Origin of the sequence: Brevibacillus laterosporus DSM 25, assembly GCF_002706795.1 — a bacterium.
Lineage (GTDB): Bacteria > Bacillota > Bacilli > Brevibacillales > Brevibacillaceae > Brevibacillus_B > Brevibacillus_B laterosporus.
In genome coordinates, this window is sequence record NZ_CP017705.1 from 2959558 (window position 1) to 2977599 (window position 18042).

The following is an 18042-nucleotide window of genomic DNA, read 5'->3' on the forward strand; positions in this document are numbered from 1 at the left end:
AGAAAAAAGAAAGGGGGCAGCAATGTCTTGGGTACAGATTCATAAAGGGGATAAACGAGCGCTGGAGCTGGCTGACAGGCATTACACCCGTCAAAAGCCAGGAAGCAATCAATTTTGTAGACCAGGTAAAAATCTAGTTTTGCTCACGGAAGATGAAAAGGCTCTATGGGTAACATGGTGCGGGATACGGGATGATGGATGGAACGCATGGGAATGCACAATATTTCGCAACGAGGGAAGTTATCTATCAAGCCACCTCATAGTTATGGCTTTGGGTATTACTAAGCATTTATGGGGTGAGCCTCCAGCAGATGGAATCATTACTTATGTAGGGGCTCATTTAAAGGGCGGATGCTTTCATGCGGCAGGTTTTAAAAAGGCTGGTTGGAGTAAAAAAGGTAAATTACTTTTGCAATTACCTAAAGATCGGATGCCACCAGCTCTACAACCTGCCGAAGACGGACTATTTAGACACGATATTGTGATTGCATGATATCACACTCCTTTTGATAGAGCATATCTCTATCATTTGGGACAAAAATAGGAGGCGCTAGAATGAGGGAGATAAAGTTTCAAGCATATTGGAAAGAGAAAGGCATTATGTTAGGGGTTTCTTCAATTGATTTTAGTACCTATGTAAGTGATGGAAAAAGTTCTAACCTCTCACGGTTCTACACTCTTGATGACTTTGAGGATGAATCAAACTACCTCCCAAAGGGAACTAATTTTAATTTATACCTCGATGAAGTTGAGATGCGCCAATACACCGGACTCCACGACAAGACCAAATGGGATGATTTAACTAAGCTAGAACAACAAGAATGGCTAAACAAAGGAAAGACTCAAGAGGATTGGAAAGGCAAAGAGATTTATAAAGGAGATATTGTTCAAATAAGCGATCATCCTTTTTATGATTCGATAACCGTCAATGGCAATTATGAAGTAGGTTACAACGAGCAAATGGAGCTTTGTTGTGGTAGCTGGTTATTATTTCGAGTGAAGCATTATGCAGAAGTTATCGGCAATATCTACGAAAATCCAGAGCTGCTGTAGGAGGGATTTAAAATGGGAGCTTATGACACGCCGTCGAAAAAGTGCCCTTATTGTGGAACTGAGTGTGAAGCTGATTGGGTGGATGTTGGTGTTGGAATGGTGCAATGTGGTCCATACCATTGTGAAAATTGCCATGCAAGTGAGATAGGGCCAGAGATAAAGAAATGGCATGCCTACGATTTTGAGGAGGATAAAGCGATCTGGAAGGAGGGACACCCTTTCTCTGAAAAGGAGATTGAAACGGGGTGGTACGATCCTAAAAGCAAGAAAGTTCCCCTTATGCAAATACGGTTAATGGCAAACTTGTAGATCATCAAACAGCGCGAGTTGCTTACGAATTGGGGTTACTTGATGAAAAGCTAATTTAACAACACACGATTTGTAAATTGAAAAGGGGAGCTTTTGAAATGGATAAAATTATCACGGTACGCACTCTTGAATCGTTTTCTGTCCATAATCATGACAAGGACGAGACGGAACTGTTAAGTGAAGTAGAAAAGGGAGAGGTATTGCTAGCTTACCTTCATGAGGGGTCTGGAGAATACTTTGTAAAAGATAGACAGGGCAGGGATATGTATGTGGGCGAGTTAGACATTCATGAAAATCTAAATTTAGATAGCGGATTTAAGCTTGTTCAGATCGGAATGACCGTTGAACACAAGAAGAACTTTCTATTCAAAGCTATAGCAAGCATGGGTCACGGTTCTGGTCATATGTCACGGGCGAATAATTGCGTCGCGGATATTGAAGATGTGCCTGAAGAGCTGAAAGCAAGAATGAAGCAAATCAACGAACAGATTCATGGCTTGCAAGAGGAGTTGCGGATGATTCGGGATTCGCTTCATTTGCAAAAGCAGTTGCGGATGATTCGGGATTCACTTCATGAATGCTGCCCAGATTGCTCGCCAGATGAGAACTAAATACAACGCACGATAAATGGGAGGAAAGAATGGGGACTATCAAACACAACGCTATTGTGGTAACAGGTTCTGACTATGCAATGGACAAATTGGAGCTGGTTCATAACAAGGCCCAGGAGCTATTTGGATCACTAGTTTCTCCAATAATAGAAAGCCACTTGAACGGTTATCAAAGTTTCTTTGTTGCTCCAGATGGCAGTAAAGAGAGATGGGAAGAATCGAATGAAGGGGATAGACAAAGAAAAGAGCTTGGAAACTTCATTGATTCTATGGCATATGAGGACGGTTCAAACCCCATTCGTTATGTAGATGTCTCGTACAACGAAATTCATGGAGAAAAAATTGAAAAAACGAACCGCGATTTGCAGATGGGGGTGCAGGAATGGTCAACCTAATCAAAATCGAGAAGTTGGAAGAAATGACGAAATATGAAGACTCAAAGAACTCTGAAACAACACGCTCTAGTAAAAAGTGGACAAAGGGCGTGCCTATCATTTTGGTTCATGAAGATGGAAGGGTAATTGTCACAGATCATTGGATTTATCTTAGCCACTACGATGAACTGGTTTACAACAAGAAAAAGAATTCATGGTGCCAAGGGTCGAAGTGTTACGACATAGGAAAATCACACATCAAAGAAATTTATATTGTTCAAGCGATTTAACAAACCATTGCTGAAAGGGAGGAGTTCGATATGAATACATGCACTTGCGGAGGCACACCGTTTACAGATTCTAAATGCAAACCTTGCTTAGAGACGTCTATCCAGAAAGGAAAGGCGCGGATTGTCGAGTTGCAAGAACGGATCAGTGATATTGAATGCACTTTGGACGATTCTGAATACTATCTTGAACTTTGGAACAAAGGGAAGCACCCCGAACAGATGGATGTGTAGCGATGTATTGATTTAACAAACCATTGCTTGCGATAAGGAGAGTGCGGAGTGAAATTAAAATTTGAAATCGAAGCAACAGAGCATGTAATTGGAGACACAGATTGCTATGGTTGTTTCAACAAACCAGAACCATGCGACTGTGGAGGGCTGATGCATTGCCAATTTCAAGATTATATCGATCCTTACGAAGGCGAAATAGCATTGTTTTATCTGTGTGATAAGTGTGGGGAAATATTCTAACAAACCATTACTTGTGATAAGGGAGGATGCGGGATGATCGGTGGGATAGATATAACTCCTGATAAGTGGTACAACAAACTCTGGTTTTACCCATTAATAATTGCTTTGTGTATTGGATGGACAATATACGGGTTTATAGAATGTGCGGTTATATGGCTGAAACGGAAAATTACAGTACGGAATGGTAGAGAACGAGGGGGTAGCCAATGAACAGAGTGAGTGAGAACCAATCTGACAAACTTATCCAGCTCAATTTTATCCGGCTTGAACGCAATAAAGAACGAAAATGCACTTGTGAATTCCGTAAATACACCGTGGATACGGTTAATCGTGAAATCACTTGCGAGTGTGGCATGGTTGTAGATCCATTTGAAGCAATGTTGGATATGGCAAAACACTACGATCACTTGAATTATCAGCATAGACTCATGGAAGAGCAAAGATTGCAATGGTTCAAAGAAAAGCCACATTCAGTTTTGTTTAAAAACCTTGAACGGTCTTATCAAAAGGGAAAAATGCTGCCTTATTGCCCTTCATGCCAACAATTATTTGACTTCAAGGATGTGACGGGTTTCGGAAACGCAGAATTTTATCGTAAGCTCCAGAAAAGGAATGGTGGCAGCCAATGAGCAGAGAGATTGATCAAGAGAAAAACTGTTGGACTTGCAGTCACTGGTTAATAGGTGGTGGATGCTGGAAAGAAGCGTTCATAGATGGCGCATATAGCCAACTAGGGGTAGTTATGACAGAGCATGATCACTATTGCGACGATTGGGTAATAGAAGGAACGGAAGGGACGATAATGTACGAGGTTGGTTTGGCAGCTGAGAAGACGGAGGATGCGGAATGGCCCAAACACTACAAATAAACAATTGGAAGAAATTTGTTGTTGGGGTTAATTGGCGGAGCTGGTGCATTGGGTTACAAATACATGATTTGAGAGATGGTTACGGCTACGTCATTACTGAGATCAATATATTGCCATTAACGTTTTTGCTGAGATTTGGTGACGGAACCAAAAAACTGAGATGCATCAGATGTAAAAAGGTTTTAGATAGAGTGAATGTAGATGAAAGCGAAGAGGTTAAATGCTTGGATTGTTACAACAATTCATAAGAAAATGAGCAATAAAAAAGCCCCCTCACCGGGAGCAACATGTGTTCGCTAAAACTATTATACCATGAGCAGATGGTGAGGGGGAACGGAAGATGAACACAATGCAAGAACTTTTAAAAGAGTACAAAGAGACAAGAAAGAAATTGAAAAAAGCATACGCTGATCTAAGAGCAACAGAGACAGTTCTTGATGATGTGACAGAATCAGAAAGACGCTACCTCTCTGAAATGATTAGCGATGTAGAGTATGTAATTGAATGGCTGGAAACAGGACGTAGACCAGAGAGTAAACGTGGAATTGAGAGAAGAGCAGCCTATCAAAGAGAAAAACTAGTAGATCCATTAAGAATGCAGGCGTTTGTTTATAGAGGCACGGCAGGCAGTCCGTGTAATCTTACAGAGTGGGAAAAAGAACAGCTAGAGGACGCGTTATGCTGCCTGTCACCAAGAGAAAAAGAGTGTTATATCCTAACTCACGGTGAAGGATTTTCATTTGAGGAAACGGCTAGATTTTTGTGTATTTCGAGAAGTAGTGTTCAAACACTGGTAACACGGGCACAAAATAAAATTGCAAATCGTGTAGTTTCAAGCCTATTCCTTGTCGGATAGGCTTTTTTGATCATAAAAGAATCGTATATTTATTATTTTTTGAATAAATAGAGATAAATTTCAAAAAATGATTCAAAATATTTTTAATTTATTATAATATAATACATATATTACAAAAAATAACAGGAGTTGAATGTAGTGAAACTATTCAAATCTACAGCAGTAGCTATGGCTCTAGTAGCTGGATTATCGACTTTTTCTGTTGGCGTGTCAGCAAGTGAAAATCAGCAGGTTAAACCTAAGAGCGTTAGTCTTCAAACTGCATCAACACAAGAATTAAGAATGAGTTATGAGTTGAGCCGTCTTATGAGGGAAACAAAAACAAAAGAATTTTGGGTGGGCTCAACAACTGATGTTACTTTTACACTTCTTCAATGGAGGGGGGATGGCAAGAGAGATGGGTACCCCAAGGTGACATACAAGCTTATGAATCCTAATGGAGAAGTATCCGTTAAGGAGGTATATGGTCAAATTACAATTGAAGGAGATTTTAAGATAACATTTCCCAATCTTCCTCCTGGGAGTTACTATATCCATATTATAAACAACTCTGATTTTCCGATTCACGGTTTTGGATATGTTGAATATTAAGAAAGCCATTTAAAAAACGTATGGCTGAATTTTTGCTTTAAAAATGTTTCATAAAAAAGAAGTCACTCTTGATGAGTGGCTTTTTTGTCATGCAAAAGCCACCTATATGTAGAAGGGTAAAACGATAGGGAGGTGCTGAATTGAAAAGTGTTTCTTTAAGCGATAAAGAAATTGAATTAATCATTAGCGCTCTTGACTATCAAAACTATGAATTTGCAACCTATGAGGATGATTCAGGTCATTACGATCTTAAATTAAAGCTAGAGAAACGTCTTAATCAACCAGATTCAGAGGGGGTAAATGGTGATTGAAGATTTAGTAGTGTTTCTCTTTTTTCTATCGTGTTACCTCATGCTTGGTTGTATGGTCTTAATTCCAGCATCATTACTACCAGATTTTAAGTTCTCTTTTAAAGAAAAGGTGGTGCTACTAATAGGGTGGTTACCAATTTTAATCTATTTAATTCATATAAGTGAAAATCAGGAGGGATAAGGAACATGACTCCAGATGAATTTGAAAAGCGCATGAAAGAGATATTTCCAAAAGGTTCCTACGATGAGGAAATAGCACATCAAAAAGCAGATGAACTGATGTGTGATCTACTCCGTTCTCTTGGCTATGGATCAGGTGTTGAAGTGTTTGAAAAAGCAAGTAAATGGTATGCGTAGAAAGGATGATTAATGTGGCAAGCACTACAGCAAAAGCAACAATTAGTATTGATATTGAGGGGTTAGAGAAATTGAAAGAACTTAATAGAGAGATCGGAAAGTTCGAATGTGAATTTGAAGAAATGCAGGAACGAATGAATCGAGTGAGAGAGAAAATGGGTAATTGGGAACCTAGACTAATTCGCAAACGTTAATCTCTCTAAATCTAATCAGGTGGTCGGAAATGAGAGTGTATTTGCAAAACAAACTCAATAGGTGGTGGTGATCATGTAATGGCAAAAGCAAGAAGTCCAAACCGCGACAAAGCCTTGGAGTTATGGTTCGAAAGTGGCGGAAACATTAGCAATCGAGAGCTTGCTGACCAACTAGGCGAAAAAGAAAAAACAATAAGCAACTGGAAAAGCCGAGACAAATGGAATGTAGTACTACAATCAGGTCAATGTAGTACTACAATGAAAAGTGAGTCAAATGCTGGAGCGCCAGAGGGAAATAAAAACGCCGTAGGCAATCGTGGAGGATCAGCTCCAAAAGGAAATAGCAACGCTGTAACCCACGGCTTCTTCCGTAAATACTTCCCAGAAGAAACAGCAGATATCATGCTGGAGATAGAAACCAAGTCTTCTATCGACATGCTTTGGGAAAACATCGTTATCCAGTACACAGCGATTGTGAGAGCGCAACGTATTATGTTTGTACGAGATCAGGACGATGAGACAAGAGTTTTAAAGAAAGATAAGCCAGGTATGTTTGGAACAGAAGAAGAATGGGAGTATCAACATGCCTGGGATAAACAGGCTGCATTCCTAAACGCCCAATCAAGGGCTATGACAACTCTACAAGGCTTGATTAAACGGTATGAAGAGATGCTTAACAGTTCACTGGCGACCGAAGAACAACGCTTGCGTGTTGAGAAGTTGAAAGGTGAAATAGCTGTTCTGGAACAAAAGACTTCTAAAGATGATGATAAACCTATTGAAATCCTCATCAAGCGAAAGGGTGAGGGTTAATGGTAGAAAAAGAGGTTAATCCACACTTTGAAGATTTTCTGTTTGATTGGGATTATAAGTTTTACTTTCTTGTAGGCGGCTATGGATCGTCAAAGAGCTATCATGTTGCTTTAAAATTGATACTCAAATTGTTGGACGAGAAACGGACTGCCTTAGTAGTTCGGGAAGTATACGACACTCATCGAGATTCCACATATTCGCTATTGGAAGAGATCGTTGGGGATTTGGGGTTAGAGGGTAAAGTAAAGCCGATGAGTTCCCCGATGCAAGTTAAATTCCCGAATGGTAGTAAGATAATATTCAAGGGAATGGATAAACCAGTTAAACTGAAGTCGATTAACAATATTTCAATCATTTGGATAGAGGAGTGCTCAGAGGTCAAGTATGAAGGTTTTAAAGAATTGACTGGACGTATGCGCCATCCAACTCTTCCGCTGCATATGTTGTTATCTACTAATCCAGTGAGTACAGCGAATTGGTGCTATAAGTATTTTTTCAAAGATGCCAAGAAAAAGTATTTTATACTTGATGACCAGGATTTGTACAGAGATCGTATTCTCATGATAAAAAACACGTATTATCATCACTCAACTGCTGATGATAACTTATTTCTGCCAGCCAGTTATATTGAACAGCTAGAAGAGTTAAAAATACATGACCCTGATTTGTACAGAGTCGCTCGTAAAGGACAGTTTGGAGTTAACGGTGTAGTTGTATTCCCTCAGTTCCAATCACGTCCACACGGCGAAGTTATGCAAGCTATAGAGAGGATCAGAAGACCGATTATGCGTGCAGGGATGGACTTTGGATTTCAAACATCCTACAATGCCCTGCTACGGCTTGCAGTGGATCATGGAGAGAAGATTCTTTATATCTACTGGGAGTATTACAAAAATAAAATGACAGATGATAAGACAGCAGAGGAAATAGATGAGTTTAGACGTTCTGGTGAGCTTATCAAGGCTGATAGCGCCGAGCCAAAAACCATTAGTTTCTTCCGTCAAAAAGGGTTCAACATGAGGGCAGCTAAAAAGTTCCAAGGCTCCCGTGAACAGTACACAAAGAAGATCAAACGTTTTAAAAAGATCGTTTGTTCTGATCAATGCCCAAACACCATAGAGGAATTGAAGGAGCTAACATTTGCAGTCGATAAACAAGGGGAACTACTTGAAGATGAGTTCACGATTGACCCTCATACGTTATCGGCTATTTGGTATGCGCTAGATGATTACGAGGTATCAGACTTAAAAGGTGGATCGGTTTCATTTGACTAGAAAGGAGGGCCATATGATTTTCACCGAAACAGATCGGATTAACAAAATAATTGCCGATGGAGCTAAGTCAGGCATGACATTAGAAGAGTTTATCCAACGTGAAGTTGATGAATGGGAAGCATCAGAAGTCCGTGAGCTTATGATCAAGGGCGATAAATACTATCGCGGTGACAGTGAGATTTTAAACAGGAAACGTGAAGTAATTGGCGATGGTGGTAAGGTAGAAGATAAGAACCTAGCTAACAATAAGCTTGTACACAACTTCGCAAGGAAACTAGCAGATCAAAAGGTTGGCTATCTGCTTTCTAAACCTATGAGTGTACAAACGAATAACGACAGATACCAAACCTTGCTAGGTGATTACATCGGCAAGGCTTTTTTGCGCACTCTCAAAAACGTTGGTAAGGAATCAATCAACAAGGGAAAAGCGTGGCTCCAGGTCTATTACAACGAGGCAGGAGAGTTATCATTCAAACGTATTCCTAGTGAAGAAGTCATTCCTATGTGGAAAGATAGCGCACACACTGAGTTGGACGCTGTTATCCGTGTATACGAGGTTGAAACGTATAAGGGTAGAGAGAAGAAGACTATCAAAAAAGTTGAATACTGGGACACTCAGGGTGTTAAACGCTATGTGCATGATGGACAACTCATACCAGATGTAGAAATAGGTGACGAAGGTAGTCATTTTGCTGTTATGGATGTAGCAGGCAAGGAACAAGGCCTGAACTGGGAGCGAGTACCGTTCATCTGCTTCAAGTATAACGATGAGGAAATACCTTTAATCAAGTTTATTCAATCGCTCATTAACGACTATGACTATCGTAAATCGGATAACGCTAACAACTTAGAAGATATGCCGAACAGTATTTATGTGTTAAAAGACTATGATGGTACCAACTTAGGAGAGTTCCGATACAATCTAGCTGCTTACCGCGCCGTTAAAGTAACAGGAGAAGGTGGAGTAGATACCATTAGCTTGCCGATTGATACAGAAGCCTTTAAAACTCATGTAGAGATGAACAGAAAGGATATCTATGAGTTCGGACGTGGGGTTGATACGCAGGCTAGTAACTTTGGAAATGACCCTTCAGGTATCGCATTAAAGTTTCTTTATGCTGATTTGGATATGGATGCCAACATGATTGAAACAGAGTTCCAAGCTTCAATGGAGCATCTACGCTGGTTCATTGATCAACACATAGTTAACACAACTCAACAAGATTTTAGCAATGAAACAGTTGAGTTTATTTTCAACCGAGACATTTTAATCAACGAAACGGATGCGATTACAAATGCAAAGGATAGTGTGGGCATCATATCTGACGAGACAATTGTCGCTAACCACCCGTGGACAACCAATGCACAAGACGAGATTGCGAGGAAAAAGAAAGAGCGTGAGGACATGGTTTCACAATCAGATCCATACGCTGGTTTCGATCCTAAGGAAGAGCCTGAATGAAAAAGTGTAAACAGCCACCACGTAACTATTGGCAAAAGCGTAGTGAGCAGGTAGCACAGATGTCCTTTGATGAGGCTGACAAATATGCCGAGCAACTTAGAAAAGAGTATGACCGAGCTATAGCAAGTATTAAGCGAGAGATTGAGGTATTCTATCAACGCTTTGCAAACAACAATGAAATTGATCTAGCAGATGCCCGTAAATTACTTACAGGTAGTGAAATGAAAGAGTTCAAAATGACGCTAGAAGAGTTTACAGCAAGAGCTAAGGGAAACTTAGATGGTCGTTGGACAAAGGAACTAAATAACGTCTACTACAAAACTCGTGTAAGCCGTTTAGAGGCACTTTTAGTTCAGATAAGGCAATCAGTCGAGGAGTTGACTGCAAAGCAAGAGAGGGGTACCAAAGGACTCCTGATGAGCAACTACACGGACACTTATTATCGAACTGTATTCGAGATTCAAAAAGGTACAGGTGTAGGTGTTTCTTTTGCTCGAGTGGACAAAGAATCACTAGAGAAAACGCTACAAATAAATTGGAAAGATGGCAACTACAGCGAACGTATCTGGAGCAATCGAGATAAATTGCTATCTGAGGTTCAAACACTGCTTTCTCAATCGTTCATCCGTGGAGATAGTTCCGATAAAACAGCAAAAGCATTGTCAGAACGAATGAACGTTTCCTATTCCCATGCAGCAAGAATTATGAGAACCGAGAGCAGCTATATCACCCATCAAGCTACTATGGATGGTTATAAGGCAAGTGGAGTGGTTAGAAAGTATGAGATTTTAGCCTCTTTAGATGGGAGAACAAGTAGAATTTGCCGGAGTCTTGATGGAAAAGTGTTCAAACTGAGTGAACAAGAGGTTGGGGTTACTTACCCCCCGTTCCATCCGAACTGTCGAACAACTGTTGTTCCTTACTTTGAGGATGAAATTGACGTAGGTGAACGTATCGCAAGAGATAACAAAGGCAATGTGTATTATGTTCCTGCTGATATGACATATGGACAGTGGGAAGAAAAATACGTTGCATAAATAAGCCGTTTCGGTACTGTCGGCGTAAAAAAACAGGACATCACCGGACGCGACCGGGTTACAAAGCGAAGATGAAAGGGTGAATATCATGGATTGGTTGAAAAAGTTGCTTCAAGAGTTAGGTGCTCCAGAGGAACGTATCGAGAAGATTACAGGGAGTGTAGAGGAAAATTACAAGGGATATGTACCAAAACATCGGTTTGATGAGATCAACGATACTAAGAAAGAATTAGAAGGCCAGATCAAGGATCGTGACAAGCAACTTACAGAACTGAAGAAGAACACAGGTGACAATGAGGACTTGAAGAAGCAGATTGAGACGTTGCAAGCAGAGAATAAGACGAAAGGGGAAGAATACGAAACTAAACTCAAGGATATGCAGGTGTCTACGGCTATCAAGCTGGCTCTTACAGGAGAAGCACACGACCCTGACCTAATTGCTAGTTTATTGGACAAATCAAAAATTGAGATCAATGAAGATGGAACCTTAAAAGGCGGTCTTGATGATCAAGTTAAGGCGTTGCGTGAGAGCAAGGCTTTTTTGTTTGTCGAAAAACAGGAAAGGGAATCCAAAACGACTTTCAAAGGAGCTACACCAGTAGACGGTAGTGGTCGACAAACAGACCGTACTACAAATAGCGTTGGAGCCAATTTTGCTAAACAAGCGAACCAAGCTGGCAAACCATCAGAAAACAATATTTGGGGTTAGAAAGGGGAGTTTTAAATGCCATATGTTAAGGATTACGGAAAAAGAGAGGAAATCAACTTCCTTGCAAGCCAGAAATATACCAGTTTCACCTATCAAGTTTCAGATAAAGATGTTGCTCCGAATAAAGAAGGTCGAAAAATTGTGCCTGCTGGAACGGTTTATCCGAGCAATGATGATAAAGCCATCGGTATTCTCTTGGTAGATGCTGATGTTACGGAAGGTCCACAGCCAGCGCCTATTCTGGTGGATGCTTGGATTCTGGAGGCTCGCTTACCAAATGCTCCTACAGCAGAAGCAAAAACAGCAATGAAAAATATCTCATTTAAAACAATCGTTTAGGGAGGAATATAAATTATGGCAAATGTACTTGAATTATTTAATCAACGCGATATTCTGAATTACCTTCAAAATCGAGAGTATCCAGCCTTACTAGGTGAAACGCTCTTTCCAGAAGTGAAACGTCAAAGTTTGGAGTTTGATCAGATCAAAGGAGCAGGGAAAATCCCAGTTGTAGCAAGTGTGCATGCGTTTGATTCTGAGGCTGAAATTGGTAGCCGTGAAGCAAGTAAACAGGCGTTAGAACTTGCGCTAATTAAACGTAAGCTACCGTTAAAAGAAAAAGACATCATTGCATTGGAAAGCCCACGTAATACCGCCGAGCAACAATACTTGATGCAAGAGGTTTTCAACGACATTGATGTTTTAGTACAAGGTGTAAAAGCCAGAGTTGAAGCTATGCGAATGGAGGTTTTAGCGAAAGGCACAGTTACACTTACAGAGAACAACCTCAACGGAGTAATAAAGTACGGGGTACCATCGGAACACAAGGAAGCTTTAGCAGGTGACAACGTGTGGACAAATGCTAACAGCGATCCAATCGGTGACTTAGAACGTTGGTCAGATACTTTAGATACGAAACCAACTCGCGCTTTAACATCTCGTGCCATATTGAATGCTTTATTGCGTCATCCGAAGATCATTGGTGCGCTATATGGACGTGACTCTATGCGCGTACCAACACGGGCAGACCTGAATGCATTCATGACTCAACACGAACTTCCGGTTATTGCTACGTATGACCAAGTTTACCGAAAACAAAAAGCCGATGGCACATATGAGCGCTTGCGTTACTTCCCGAACAACAGTTTTGTTATGTTTGGTGATGGCATGCTTGGTGAAACGATTTATGGTCCAACAGCAGAAGAGATTCGCCTTACCCGTGATCCTAGTATACAAATCAGCACCATCGGCAATGTCTTAGCGATGGTTTATGAAGAAGGACGTGACCCTGTGAGCACTTGGACAAAAGCTGTTGCAACTGCTTTACCTTCATTTCCTGCTGCTGATGAGGTGTTCCAAGCACAACCAATTACAGGATAAGGTGGTGTTTCAAGGTGAAAGTAAAAGTTTTGGATATCCCCATCCGATACAACCATAACACATATCGGGTGGGGGAAGTGTTTGAAATAGAAGAAGAACATTTGAGGGGGATTGAAGAGTTAGTTGTCCCACAAATAAGTGAGGAATCACAAGAACCAGAGACGTACCCTTTAGAAGAGAAATCTATAGACAAAATGACTGTAGCTGAGTTGAAAGAATACGCGATACAACATGATATTGATCTAGGCGAAGCAACTAAAAAAGACGATATCCTTGCTGTTATCAAAGGTGCTGAATCTAATGAATGATGATGTACTAGCTCTAATAAAACTTAGAATGAACCTATCGAACGATAATCTTGATTTACTGATTAAATCTTATATCCATGAGATAGAAAAGCGTATTCTTCATTACTGTCACATTTCTGAGGTACCAGAAGCTCTACAGTTTGTATGGGCTTCTATGGTCATTGACGCATTGAGGATTGAACAAGCAACAGTCAGTGAAGTGGATGCCGCAACTGCTATTAGTGAGTCAATCAAGATTGGCGATACTTCAAACTCTCCAGGTAAAAGTGAGGGGGTAACAAGTACCTCAAAAAATGTAATAGAGTCAGTAGTTTTAAATTATCGAGTGGATCTGAACCGATATCGAAAGTTGGTGTGGTAATGAACTACGCAAAGCATCGAATGGCGTTAGAACGTATGTATGAGGACAAGGCTACTGTTAAACGGGTAATAGAAACCGAAACGCCTTGGGGTGAGACAAAAGTTGAACCCACTACCATCTATGAAGATCAGCCTTGCCGACTCTCCCAGAAAGCCCTTGGAACAAATGGACAGACAGCCACAGTAAACCAAGTTGTGTATGAAACAAAACTCTTTATCTCACCAGATGTTGTAATTTTGCAAGGTGACGAGATAGAGGTTACAGGCAGAGGAGTTACACGAACTTATACAGCAGGCGAACCATTCCCTTATCCTACTCATCAAGAGATTAGCATTCAACGCAAGGAGAAAGCATAATGGCAGGAAGCTTTGATATGGGGGGTTTTGAGCGTTTGGCAAAGGCTTTTCAAAAGGCGAATGATGAACGGGTAATAGAACGATTCATCCGAGAATTTCTTATGGAAATGGCGTATAGAGCTGAACGGAAGATAAAAAAACGCACAATAGTTGGGCCTACTGGTGATTTGAAAAAAAGCTGGAGAGTAGGGAAGATTGAAAAGCATGGTAATAATTATATGGTTGAAATCTTTTCTAACCTTGATTATGCATCATTCGTGGAATATGGTTTTCGCTCACACTGGGTACCTGGTAGATGGGAAGGTAACCAATTTGTCTATGATCCAGCAGCCAAGACTGGAATGCAGGTTGGTGAAAAAGGCGGATGGGTAGAAGGTCGATTCATGATGACCATTTCCATGAAAGAGATTGAAAAAGAGTTACCACGCTATCTTGAAAAACGCCAAGCTGAGTTAATAAACGACATCATGAATGGACGGCCAGTTAGAAGAGGTGATTCCAATTGAAATAACGATTAATGATGTCCGCAACGCTGTTATGTCAGCAATCAAAAAAGCGTACCCAACAGCTAAAGTATACGGAGAACAACTACCACAAGGTTTTAAGGAGCCTTGTTTTTTTGTACTCATGTTAGAAGGTAGTCAGGATAAAGAGCTAGACAGGCGTTACAAGCGTTTTCACCCGTTTGACATCCATTACTTTACCTCATCTAATTCAGAGCGCTACGAGATCGCTGAGAGGCTGATAGAGGTATTGGAATTGATTGATCTAAAAGGCAAGCCCATTCGAGGGATTAAGATGCGACACACGATTGTAGATGATGTGTTGCATTTTTTTGTTGATTACAACTTTCATGTTGTACGCCCAAAACCTACGGTTCCTAAGATGCAAAGGAACTGGATTGAAAGGGGGTTAAAGTATGAGTAAGAAAAATAGCGAAGCACCACGGTTTAAGAAAGAACAGTTTATCGGTTCTGATCGGTATACAGAGGTTCAGAAAGATATCATTTCTGCTCTATTAGACAAAGAGAACACCTATACGAGGGAAGAAGTAGACAACATTCTCTTAGATTTTTCGAGAAAGGAGTTTGGTTGATATGATGCAAAATTGGATAGCTCAGAACAAAGTGCGTCCTGATACGTACGTTAATGTTGTCAGTGAGGCAAAACCACAAGGTGCTATTAGTGACCGAGGAACAGTTACAATGGCCCTTTCATTGAGTTGGGGACCATCCGGCGAAGTTATTGAGATACAGGCAGGAGAGAACACGCTAGACAAGTTAGGTTACGATATTTCCGAACCTCAGATCCTTTTAGTTCAGGAAGCTCTAAAGCGAGCTAAAACCTTGCTGTTGTACCGACTTAACACAGGATCAAAAGCGCAGGCCACAAGTGATAACTTAACGGTTACAGCTCTATATGGTGGGGTTAGAGGTAATGACATCACTGTTGTGGTAGAGCAAAACATTGATGATGAGACAACTTTCATTGTAAAAACTCTGGTAGCTGGTTCTATCGTAGATAATCAGCTTGCTAAGAAAATTGAGGACTTGAAAGCTAATAAATTTGTAACATTTTCCGGTACAGGCACCCTTGTCGCAAGCGCTGGTATCCCATTAACAGGCGGTACAGACGGAACAGAAACAGGAGTAAACCACACGTCCTACCGAGAAGCTATTGAGCTACATGACTTTGATGCAATGGCTGTTCCTTACGATGATCCAACGGTTAAATCAGTCTACGTTGCCTTTGCTAAACGCTTGGCAAATCAACAAAACAGATTTATACAAATCGTGGTCCCTAACTACACACTAGCTGACGATCCAACAGTTATTAGCGTATCGAACGGCGTTGTACTATCAAATGGCACTGTAATTGATGCAGTAAAAGCAACAGCTTGGGTGGCAGGTGCAACAGCAGGAGCCAACGCTAACCAATCTCTTACACATACGGCCTACGATGATGCAGTAGCCGTACATGGTCGCCTGAATGATTCACAGATCACCAAAGCTCTCCTTAATGGGGAGTTTTTATTTGAATTGCACAACAGCAAAGTGGTTGTAGAACAGGATATCAATACGTTTACTAGCTTTAGCCCAGATAAACGTAAGCATTTCAGTAAAAACCGTGTTATTCGTGCTACAAATGGCGTTGTAAAGGATTGGAACCGTGCTTTTGATAGTGATTACTTAGGGAAGTTCGATAGCAGCGATGATGGACGCAATCTTTACAAGAAAGAATGCATCAAGATAGCAGAGGAGTATCAAGCAATGGGAGCTATCCAGAATTTTGATGCTCAAAAGGACGTTATTGTTTTGCCGGGTGAAGATAGTGACTCATTGCTAACTAGTGGATATATCCAACCTGTTGATGCTATGGAGAAAAACTACTTAGAGGCGGTGGTACGATAAATGTCATTCTTAAAATTCGAAGATACTATTTCAGGTGCAGGTGGTCGTGCCTACGCCACTATCAATGGACGTGTGGAAGAGATGTTCTATCTCAAAAAGTTTGAAGCCAAGATGGAGAAAACAAAAAAAGAAGGCAAAACACTTGGAAATCTTGGTACACAACATAAGGCAACAGGATGGAAGGGAACGGGTTCGATGACGATCTACTACGTCACTAGCCTTTTCCGACAGATGATGCTGGACTATATGAAAACGGGCAAAGATATGTACTTTGATGTACAGATTGTTAATGAAGATTCAACATCTTCTATCGGTAAACAAACAGTGGTTATCAAAGGGGTAAATATCGATTCTATTACGATGGCACAACTTGATATTGATTCAGAGGAGTTAGACGAGGAAGTAAGCTTCACGTGGCAAGGTGCCGACATTTTGGATAGTTTCGCAAAACCAACATTAGGTTAGACAAATATAAGAAATGAACTATATTGTATTTGTCTAATCATAAAAATTCTATTTAAAAATGTTTTAAACTCTTGCTGTTGCTAAAAAGGGTAGTGTATCATAGGGATAACAAGGAATGTTTAAAAATGTTTTAAATTATTTTAAATTGTTTTAAACATGTTTATAATCGTCAGGATACGCATACAATAAAAAGACCGCAGGTGCTGGTAACACCTACGGTTTGTGTACAAGAGACTGTCCCCTCAAAGGGGCGACTCATCTAATGTTGCAAGGGTGACTTCCCGAGTTGTCTAGGCTCAAGGGAGGTCATTTCTTTTTTAGGTAGGTAAGCAGAGCTAAAATGAACATGCCAAACATGAGCATTAAAGTCAAAGCTTGATATACCTCCATGTTCTCACCCCCTTTCCCTATTGCTGGGGTAAAGCGAGGTGAGTCGACCACCCTTGAGAGAGTCGAGTCTATGTACTTGTGGAAAATTATAACATGATTTTACAAAAAGGCGCCCTTTTAATTTAGAGCGTCTTTTTTGTATGCATTTTAAATAAGCAATTTGAGAGGGGAATATAATATGAGTTTTCAAGATTTCTTTATGGATGAGTTCGAGGATGCAGAAGTAGTTGAACGTGTGGTGAAAATTGCAGGGAAAGAAAAGAAAATGCAGTTCAAACCAATCAGCGCGGCAAAAGGGGAGGAACTCCGTAAAAGTTGTCGTAAAGTTACCCACTATAAAGGATCTAAACAGGTCTATACAGATCATAATGCTTTTGTGGCTAAGATGATCATTGAGTCAACGGTGAATCCTGATTTCAAGAATAAGGAGTTACAGGACAATTGGGGAGTAATAGGGGCGGATAATCTTTTAGTAGCTATGAAAACTAAAATGGGTGATGGTGAGTACAATCAGCTTGCGGCTGTAGTAACAGATATCAATGGCTACGATAAAGAAGTAGACGAGATGGCAGAAGAAATAAAAAACTAGTCGAGGAAGGCGATGCATGGTGGAATATAGCCTACTACGTCTTCCACAAACATAGGATAATGCCTTGGGAATTATCGGAATATCCGCCAAAATGGAAAGCTGCTATATATGCTTTTGTTAAGATTCGACTAGAAGAAGAGAAAAAGGCAAAAAAGGCAATGGAAAATATGAATTAATAAATAAATCGCCCATATCCTGCCAA

General features: G+C 40.5%; 32 protein-coding genes. 31 read left to right on the forward strand and 1 reads right to left on the reverse strand.

What is annotated here, in order from left to right; translation table 11 throughout:
- Positions 1-22 precede the first annotated feature (22 nt).
- From BrL25_RS14425 to BrL25_RS14565, 30 genes are all read left to right on the forward strand, one after another.
- Positions 23-493, forward strand: a complete 471-nt coding sequence (locus tag BrL25_RS14425; protein WP_018673252.1) for a hypothetical protein — start codon at positions 23-25, stop codon at positions 491-493.
- A gap of 62 nt (positions 494-555) precedes the next feature.
- Entirely contained in the window at positions 556-1053 is a 498-nt protein-coding gene (locus BrL25_RS14430; RefSeq protein WP_018673251.1) for a YopX family protein, read from the forward strand.
- Positions 1054-1065: 12 nt separating this feature from the next.
- Positions 1066-1362, forward strand: a complete 297-nt coding sequence (locus tag BrL25_RS14435; RefSeq protein WP_018673250.1) for a hypothetical protein — start codon at positions 1066-1068, stop codon at positions 1360-1362.
- A 98-nt stretch (positions 1363-1460) separates the two neighbouring features.
- Complete coding sequence (locus BrL25_RS14440; protein ID WP_018673249.1) at positions 1461-1973, forward strand: hypothetical protein; 513 nt, start codon at positions 1461-1463, stop codon at positions 1971-1973.
- Positions 1974-2002: 29 nt separating this feature from the next.
- Positions 2003-2368 carry a hypothetical protein gene (locus BrL25_RS14445; RefSeq protein WP_018673248.1) on the forward strand — a complete coding sequence of 122 codons (366 nt, stop codon included), beginning with the start codon at positions 2003-2005 and terminating at the stop codon, positions 2366-2368.
- Positions 2356-2637, forward strand: coding sequence for a hypothetical protein (locus tag BrL25_RS14450; protein WP_018673247.1), 282 nt, complete (start codon positions 2356-2358; stop codon positions 2635-2637). The genes BrL25_RS14445 and BrL25_RS14450 overlap by 13 nt, the downstream gene beginning before the upstream one ends.
- A gap of 30 nt (positions 2638-2667) precedes the next feature.
- Positions 2668-2868 (forward strand): hypothetical protein, encoded by a 201-nt coding sequence (locus BrL25_RS14455; RefSeq protein WP_018673246.1) that lies wholly within the window; start codon positions 2668-2670, stop codon positions 2866-2868.
- 48 nt (positions 2869-2916) lie between these two features.
- Positions 2917-3108: a hypothetical protein gene (locus BrL25_RS14460; protein ID WP_018673245.1), complete on the forward strand. Its 192-nt coding sequence runs from the start codon at positions 2917-2919 to the stop codon at positions 3106-3108.
- A gap of 206 nt (positions 3109-3314) precedes the next feature.
- On the forward strand, positions 3315-3737 hold the full coding sequence (locus BrL25_RS14465) for a hypothetical protein (RefSeq protein WP_018673243.1): 423 nt from the start codon (positions 3315-3317) through the stop codon (positions 3735-3737).
- A complete protein-coding gene (locus tag BrL25_RS14470) occupies positions 3734-3976 on the forward strand; it encodes a hypothetical protein (protein ID WP_018673242.1) in 243 nt (80 codons plus the stop codon). Before BrL25_RS14465 ends, BrL25_RS14470 begins: the two co-directional genes overlap by 4 nt.
- 340 nt (positions 3977-4316) lie before the next feature.
- Positions 4317-4832 carry a sigma factor-like helix-turn-helix DNA-binding protein gene (locus BrL25_RS14480; protein ID WP_018673240.1) on the forward strand — a complete coding sequence of 172 codons (516 nt, stop codon included), beginning with the start codon at positions 4317-4319 and terminating at the stop codon, positions 4830-4832.
- A gap of 138 nt (positions 4833-4970) precedes the next feature.
- Positions 4971-5423: a prealbumin-like fold domain-containing protein gene (locus BrL25_RS14485; RefSeq protein WP_018673239.1), complete on the forward strand. Its 453-nt coding sequence runs from the start codon at positions 4971-4973 to the stop codon at positions 5421-5423.
- Between the two features lie 140 nt (positions 5424-5563).
- Entirely contained in the window at positions 5564-5734 is a 171-nt protein-coding gene (locus BrL25_RS25205) for a hypothetical protein (protein ID WP_018673238.1), read from the forward strand.
- Between the two features lie 186 nt (positions 5735-5920).
- Complete coding sequence (locus BrL25_RS24855) at positions 5921-6091, forward strand: hypothetical protein (RefSeq protein ID WP_018673236.1); 171 nt, start codon at positions 5921-5923, stop codon at positions 6089-6091.
- Positions 6092-6105: 14 nt separating this feature from the next.
- The gene (locus BrL25_RS14495) at positions 6106-6285 is read left to right on the forward strand and encodes a hypothetical protein (RefSeq protein WP_018673235.1); all 180 of its coding nucleotides are present in this window, start codon (positions 6106-6108) and stop codon (positions 6283-6285) included.
- A 78-nt stretch (positions 6286-6363) separates the two neighbouring features.
- Positions 6364-7098, forward strand: a complete 735-nt coding sequence (gene terS / locus BrL25_RS14500; RefSeq protein ID WP_018673234.1) for a phage terminase small subunit — start codon at positions 6364-6366, stop codon at positions 7096-7098.
- Positions 7098-8372 (forward strand): PBSX family phage terminase large subunit, encoded by a 1275-nt coding sequence (locus BrL25_RS14505; protein ID WP_018673233.1) that lies wholly within the window; start codon positions 7098-7100, stop codon positions 8370-8372. Before terS ends, BrL25_RS14505 begins: the two co-directional genes overlap by 1 nt.
- Positions 8373-8385: 13 nt before the next feature.
- Positions 8386-9834 (forward strand): phage portal protein, encoded by a 1449-nt coding sequence (locus tag BrL25_RS14510; RefSeq protein ID WP_018673232.1) that lies wholly within the window; start codon positions 8386-8388, stop codon positions 9832-9834.
- Positions 9831-10871: a minor capsid protein gene (locus BrL25_RS14515; protein ID WP_018673231.1), complete on the forward strand. Its 1041-nt coding sequence runs from the start codon at positions 9831-9833 to the stop codon at positions 10869-10871. Before BrL25_RS14510 ends, BrL25_RS14515 begins: the two co-directional genes overlap by 4 nt.
- 88 nt (positions 10872-10959) lie before the next feature.
- Positions 10960-11580, forward strand: coding sequence for a phage scaffolding protein (locus BrL25_RS14520; RefSeq protein WP_018673230.1), 621 nt, complete (start codon positions 10960-10962; stop codon positions 11578-11580).
- A gap of 15 nt (positions 11581-11595) precedes the next feature.
- Entirely contained in the window at positions 11596-11919 is a 324-nt protein-coding gene (locus tag BrL25_RS14525; protein ID WP_018673229.1) for a hypothetical protein, read from the forward strand.
- Positions 11920-11934: 15 nt separating this feature from the next.
- Entirely contained in the window at positions 11935-12960 is a 1026-nt protein-coding gene (locus BrL25_RS14530) for a major capsid protein (protein WP_018673228.1), read from the forward strand.
- A gap of 14 nt (positions 12961-12974) precedes the next feature.
- The gene (locus BrL25_RS14535) at positions 12975-13268 is read left to right on the forward strand and encodes a hypothetical protein (RefSeq protein WP_018673227.1); all 294 of its coding nucleotides are present in this window, start codon (positions 12975-12977) and stop codon (positions 13266-13268) included.
- A complete protein-coding gene (locus tag BrL25_RS14540; protein WP_018673226.1) occupies positions 13261-13629 on the forward strand; it encodes a phage head-tail connector protein in 369 nt (122 codons plus the stop codon). The genes BrL25_RS14535 and BrL25_RS14540 overlap by 8 nt, the downstream gene beginning before the upstream one ends.
- Positions 13629-13985 carry a hypothetical protein gene (locus BrL25_RS14545; protein WP_018673225.1) on the forward strand — a complete coding sequence of 119 codons (357 nt, stop codon included), beginning with the start codon at positions 13629-13631 and terminating at the stop codon, positions 13983-13985. The genes BrL25_RS14540 and BrL25_RS14545 overlap by 1 nt, the downstream gene beginning before the upstream one ends.
- The gene (locus BrL25_RS14550) at positions 13985-14491 is read left to right on the forward strand and encodes an HK97 gp10 family phage protein (protein ID WP_018673224.1); all 507 of its coding nucleotides are present in this window, start codon (positions 13985-13987) and stop codon (positions 14489-14491) included. Before BrL25_RS14545 ends, BrL25_RS14550 begins: the two co-directional genes overlap by 1 nt.
- Positions 14457-14912: a phage tail terminator family protein gene (locus BrL25_RS14555; protein ID WP_099327262.1), complete on the forward strand. Its 456-nt coding sequence runs from the start codon at positions 14457-14459 to the stop codon at positions 14910-14912. The genes BrL25_RS14550 and BrL25_RS14555 overlap by 35 nt, the downstream gene beginning before the upstream one ends.
- Positions 14905-15081: a hypothetical protein gene (locus BrL25_RS25210; RefSeq protein WP_018673222.1), complete on the forward strand. Its 177-nt coding sequence runs from the start codon at positions 14905-14907 to the stop codon at positions 15079-15081. The genes BrL25_RS14555 and BrL25_RS25210 overlap by 8 nt, the downstream gene beginning before the upstream one ends.
- Before the next feature lies 1 nt (position 15082).
- Positions 15083-16396: a phage tail sheath subtilisin-like domain-containing protein gene (locus BrL25_RS14560; RefSeq protein WP_018673221.1), complete on the forward strand. Its 1314-nt coding sequence runs from the start codon at positions 15083-15085 to the stop codon at positions 16394-16396.
- Positions 16397-16861: a phage tail tube protein gene (locus BrL25_RS14565; protein WP_018673220.1), complete on the forward strand. Its 465-nt coding sequence runs from the start codon at positions 16397-16399 to the stop codon at positions 16859-16861.
- A 306-nt stretch (positions 16862-17167) separates the two neighbouring features.
- Here BrL25_RS14565 and BrL25_RS26395 read toward each other — a convergent pair whose 3' ends face one another.
- Positions 17168-17251 carry a putative holin-like toxin gene (locus BrL25_RS26395; protein WP_018673219.1) on the reverse strand — a complete coding sequence of 28 codons (84 nt, stop codon included), beginning with the start codon at positions 17249-17251 and terminating at the stop codon, positions 17168-17170.
- Between the two features lie 178 nt (positions 17252-17429).
- Here BrL25_RS26395 and BrL25_RS14575 point away from each other — a divergent pair, with 178 nt between their 5' ends.
- Positions 17430-17840 (forward strand): phage tail assembly chaperone, encoded by a 411-nt coding sequence (locus BrL25_RS14575; protein ID WP_018673218.1) that lies wholly within the window; start codon positions 17430-17432, stop codon positions 17838-17840.
- Positions 17841-18042: the final 202 nt, after the last annotated feature.

Coding starts and splice junctions, on each gene's coding strand:
- BrL25_RS24855 (WP_018673236.1), top strand. CDS start 5,921: ATGACTCCAGATGAATTTGAAAAGCGCATGAAAGAGATATTTCCAAAA.
- BrL25_RS14525 (WP_018673229.1), top strand. CDS start 11,596: ATGCCATATGTTAAGGATTACGGAAAAAGAGAGGAAATCAACTTCCTT.
- BrL25_RS14565 (WP_018673220.1), top strand. CDS start 16,397: ATGTCATTCTTAAAATTCGAAGATACTATTTCAGGTGCAGGTGGTCGT.
- BrL25_RS26395 (WP_018673219.1), bottom strand. CDS start 17,251: ATGGAGGTATATCAAGCTTTGACTTTAATGCTCATGTTTGGCATGTTC.
- BrL25_RS14425 (WP_018673252.1), top strand. CDS start 23: ATGTCTTGGGTACAGATTCATAAAGGGGATAAACGAGCGCTGGAGCTG.
- BrL25_RS14430 (WP_018673251.1), top strand. CDS start 556: ATGAGGGAGATAAAGTTTCAAGCATATTGGAAAGAGAAAGGCATTATG.
- BrL25_RS14555 (WP_099327262.1), top strand. CDS start 14,457: ATGGACGGCCAGTTAGAAGAGGTGATTCCAATTGAAATAACGATTAAT.
- BrL25_RS14455 (WP_018673246.1), top strand. CDS start 2,668: ATGAATACATGCACTTGCGGAGGCACACCGTTTACAGATTCTAAATGC.
- BrL25_RS14465 (WP_018673243.1), top strand. CDS start 3,315: ATGAACAGAGTGAGTGAGAACCAATCTGACAAACTTATCCAGCTCAAT.
- BrL25_RS14520 (WP_018673230.1), top strand. CDS start 10,960: ATGGATTGGTTGAAAAAGTTGCTTCAAGAGTTAGGTGCTCCAGAGGAA.
- BrL25_RS14450 (WP_018673247.1), top strand. CDS start 2,356: ATGGTCAACCTAATCAAAATCGAGAAGTTGGAAGAAATGACGAAATAT.
- BrL25_RS14510 (WP_018673232.1), top strand. CDS start 8,386: ATGATTTTCACCGAAACAGATCGGATTAACAAAATAATTGCCGATGGA.
- BrL25_RS14440 (WP_018673249.1), top strand. CDS start 1,461: ATGGATAAAATTATCACGGTACGCACTCTTGAATCGTTTTCTGTCCAT.
- BrL25_RS14550 (WP_018673224.1), top strand. CDS start 13,985: ATGGCAGGAAGCTTTGATATGGGGGGTTTTGAGCGTTTGGCAAAGGCT.
- BrL25_RS14515 (WP_018673231.1), top strand. CDS start 9,831: ATGAAAAAGTGTAAACAGCCACCACGTAACTATTGGCAAAAGCGTAGT.
- BrL25_RS14575 (WP_018673218.1), top strand. CDS start 17,430: ATGAGTTTTCAAGATTTCTTTATGGATGAGTTCGAGGATGCAGAAGTA.
- BrL25_RS14560 (WP_018673221.1), top strand. CDS start 15,083: ATGATGCAAAATTGGATAGCTCAGAACAAAGTGCGTCCTGATACGTAC.
- BrL25_RS25210 (WP_018673222.1), top strand. CDS start 14,905: ATGAGTAAGAAAAATAGCGAAGCACCACGGTTTAAGAAAGAACAGTTT.
- BrL25_RS14505 (WP_018673233.1), top strand. CDS start 7,098: ATGGTAGAAAAAGAGGTTAATCCACACTTTGAAGATTTTCTGTTTGAT.
- BrL25_RS14470 (WP_018673242.1), top strand. CDS start 3,734: ATGAGCAGAGAGATTGATCAAGAGAAAAACTGTTGGACTTGCAGTCAC.
- BrL25_RS14435 (WP_018673250.1), top strand. CDS start 1,066: ATGGGAGCTTATGACACGCCGTCGAAAAAGTGCCCTTATTGTGGAACT.
- BrL25_RS14545 (WP_018673225.1), top strand. CDS start 13,629: ATGAACTACGCAAAGCATCGAATGGCGTTAGAACGTATGTATGAGGAC.
- BrL25_RS14530 (WP_018673228.1), top strand. CDS start 11,935: ATGGCAAATGTACTTGAATTATTTAATCAACGCGATATTCTGAATTAC.
- BrL25_RS14480 (WP_018673240.1), top strand. CDS start 4,317: ATGAACACAATGCAAGAACTTTTAAAAGAGTACAAAGAGACAAGAAAG.
- BrL25_RS14445 (WP_018673248.1), top strand. CDS start 2,003: ATGGGGACTATCAAACACAACGCTATTGTGGTAACAGGTTCTGACTAT.
- BrL25_RS14540 (WP_018673226.1), top strand. CDS start 13,261: ATGAATGATGATGTACTAGCTCTAATAAAACTTAGAATGAACCTATCG.
- terS (WP_018673234.1), top strand. CDS start 6,364: ATGGCAAAAGCAAGAAGTCCAAACCGCGACAAAGCCTTGGAGTTATGG.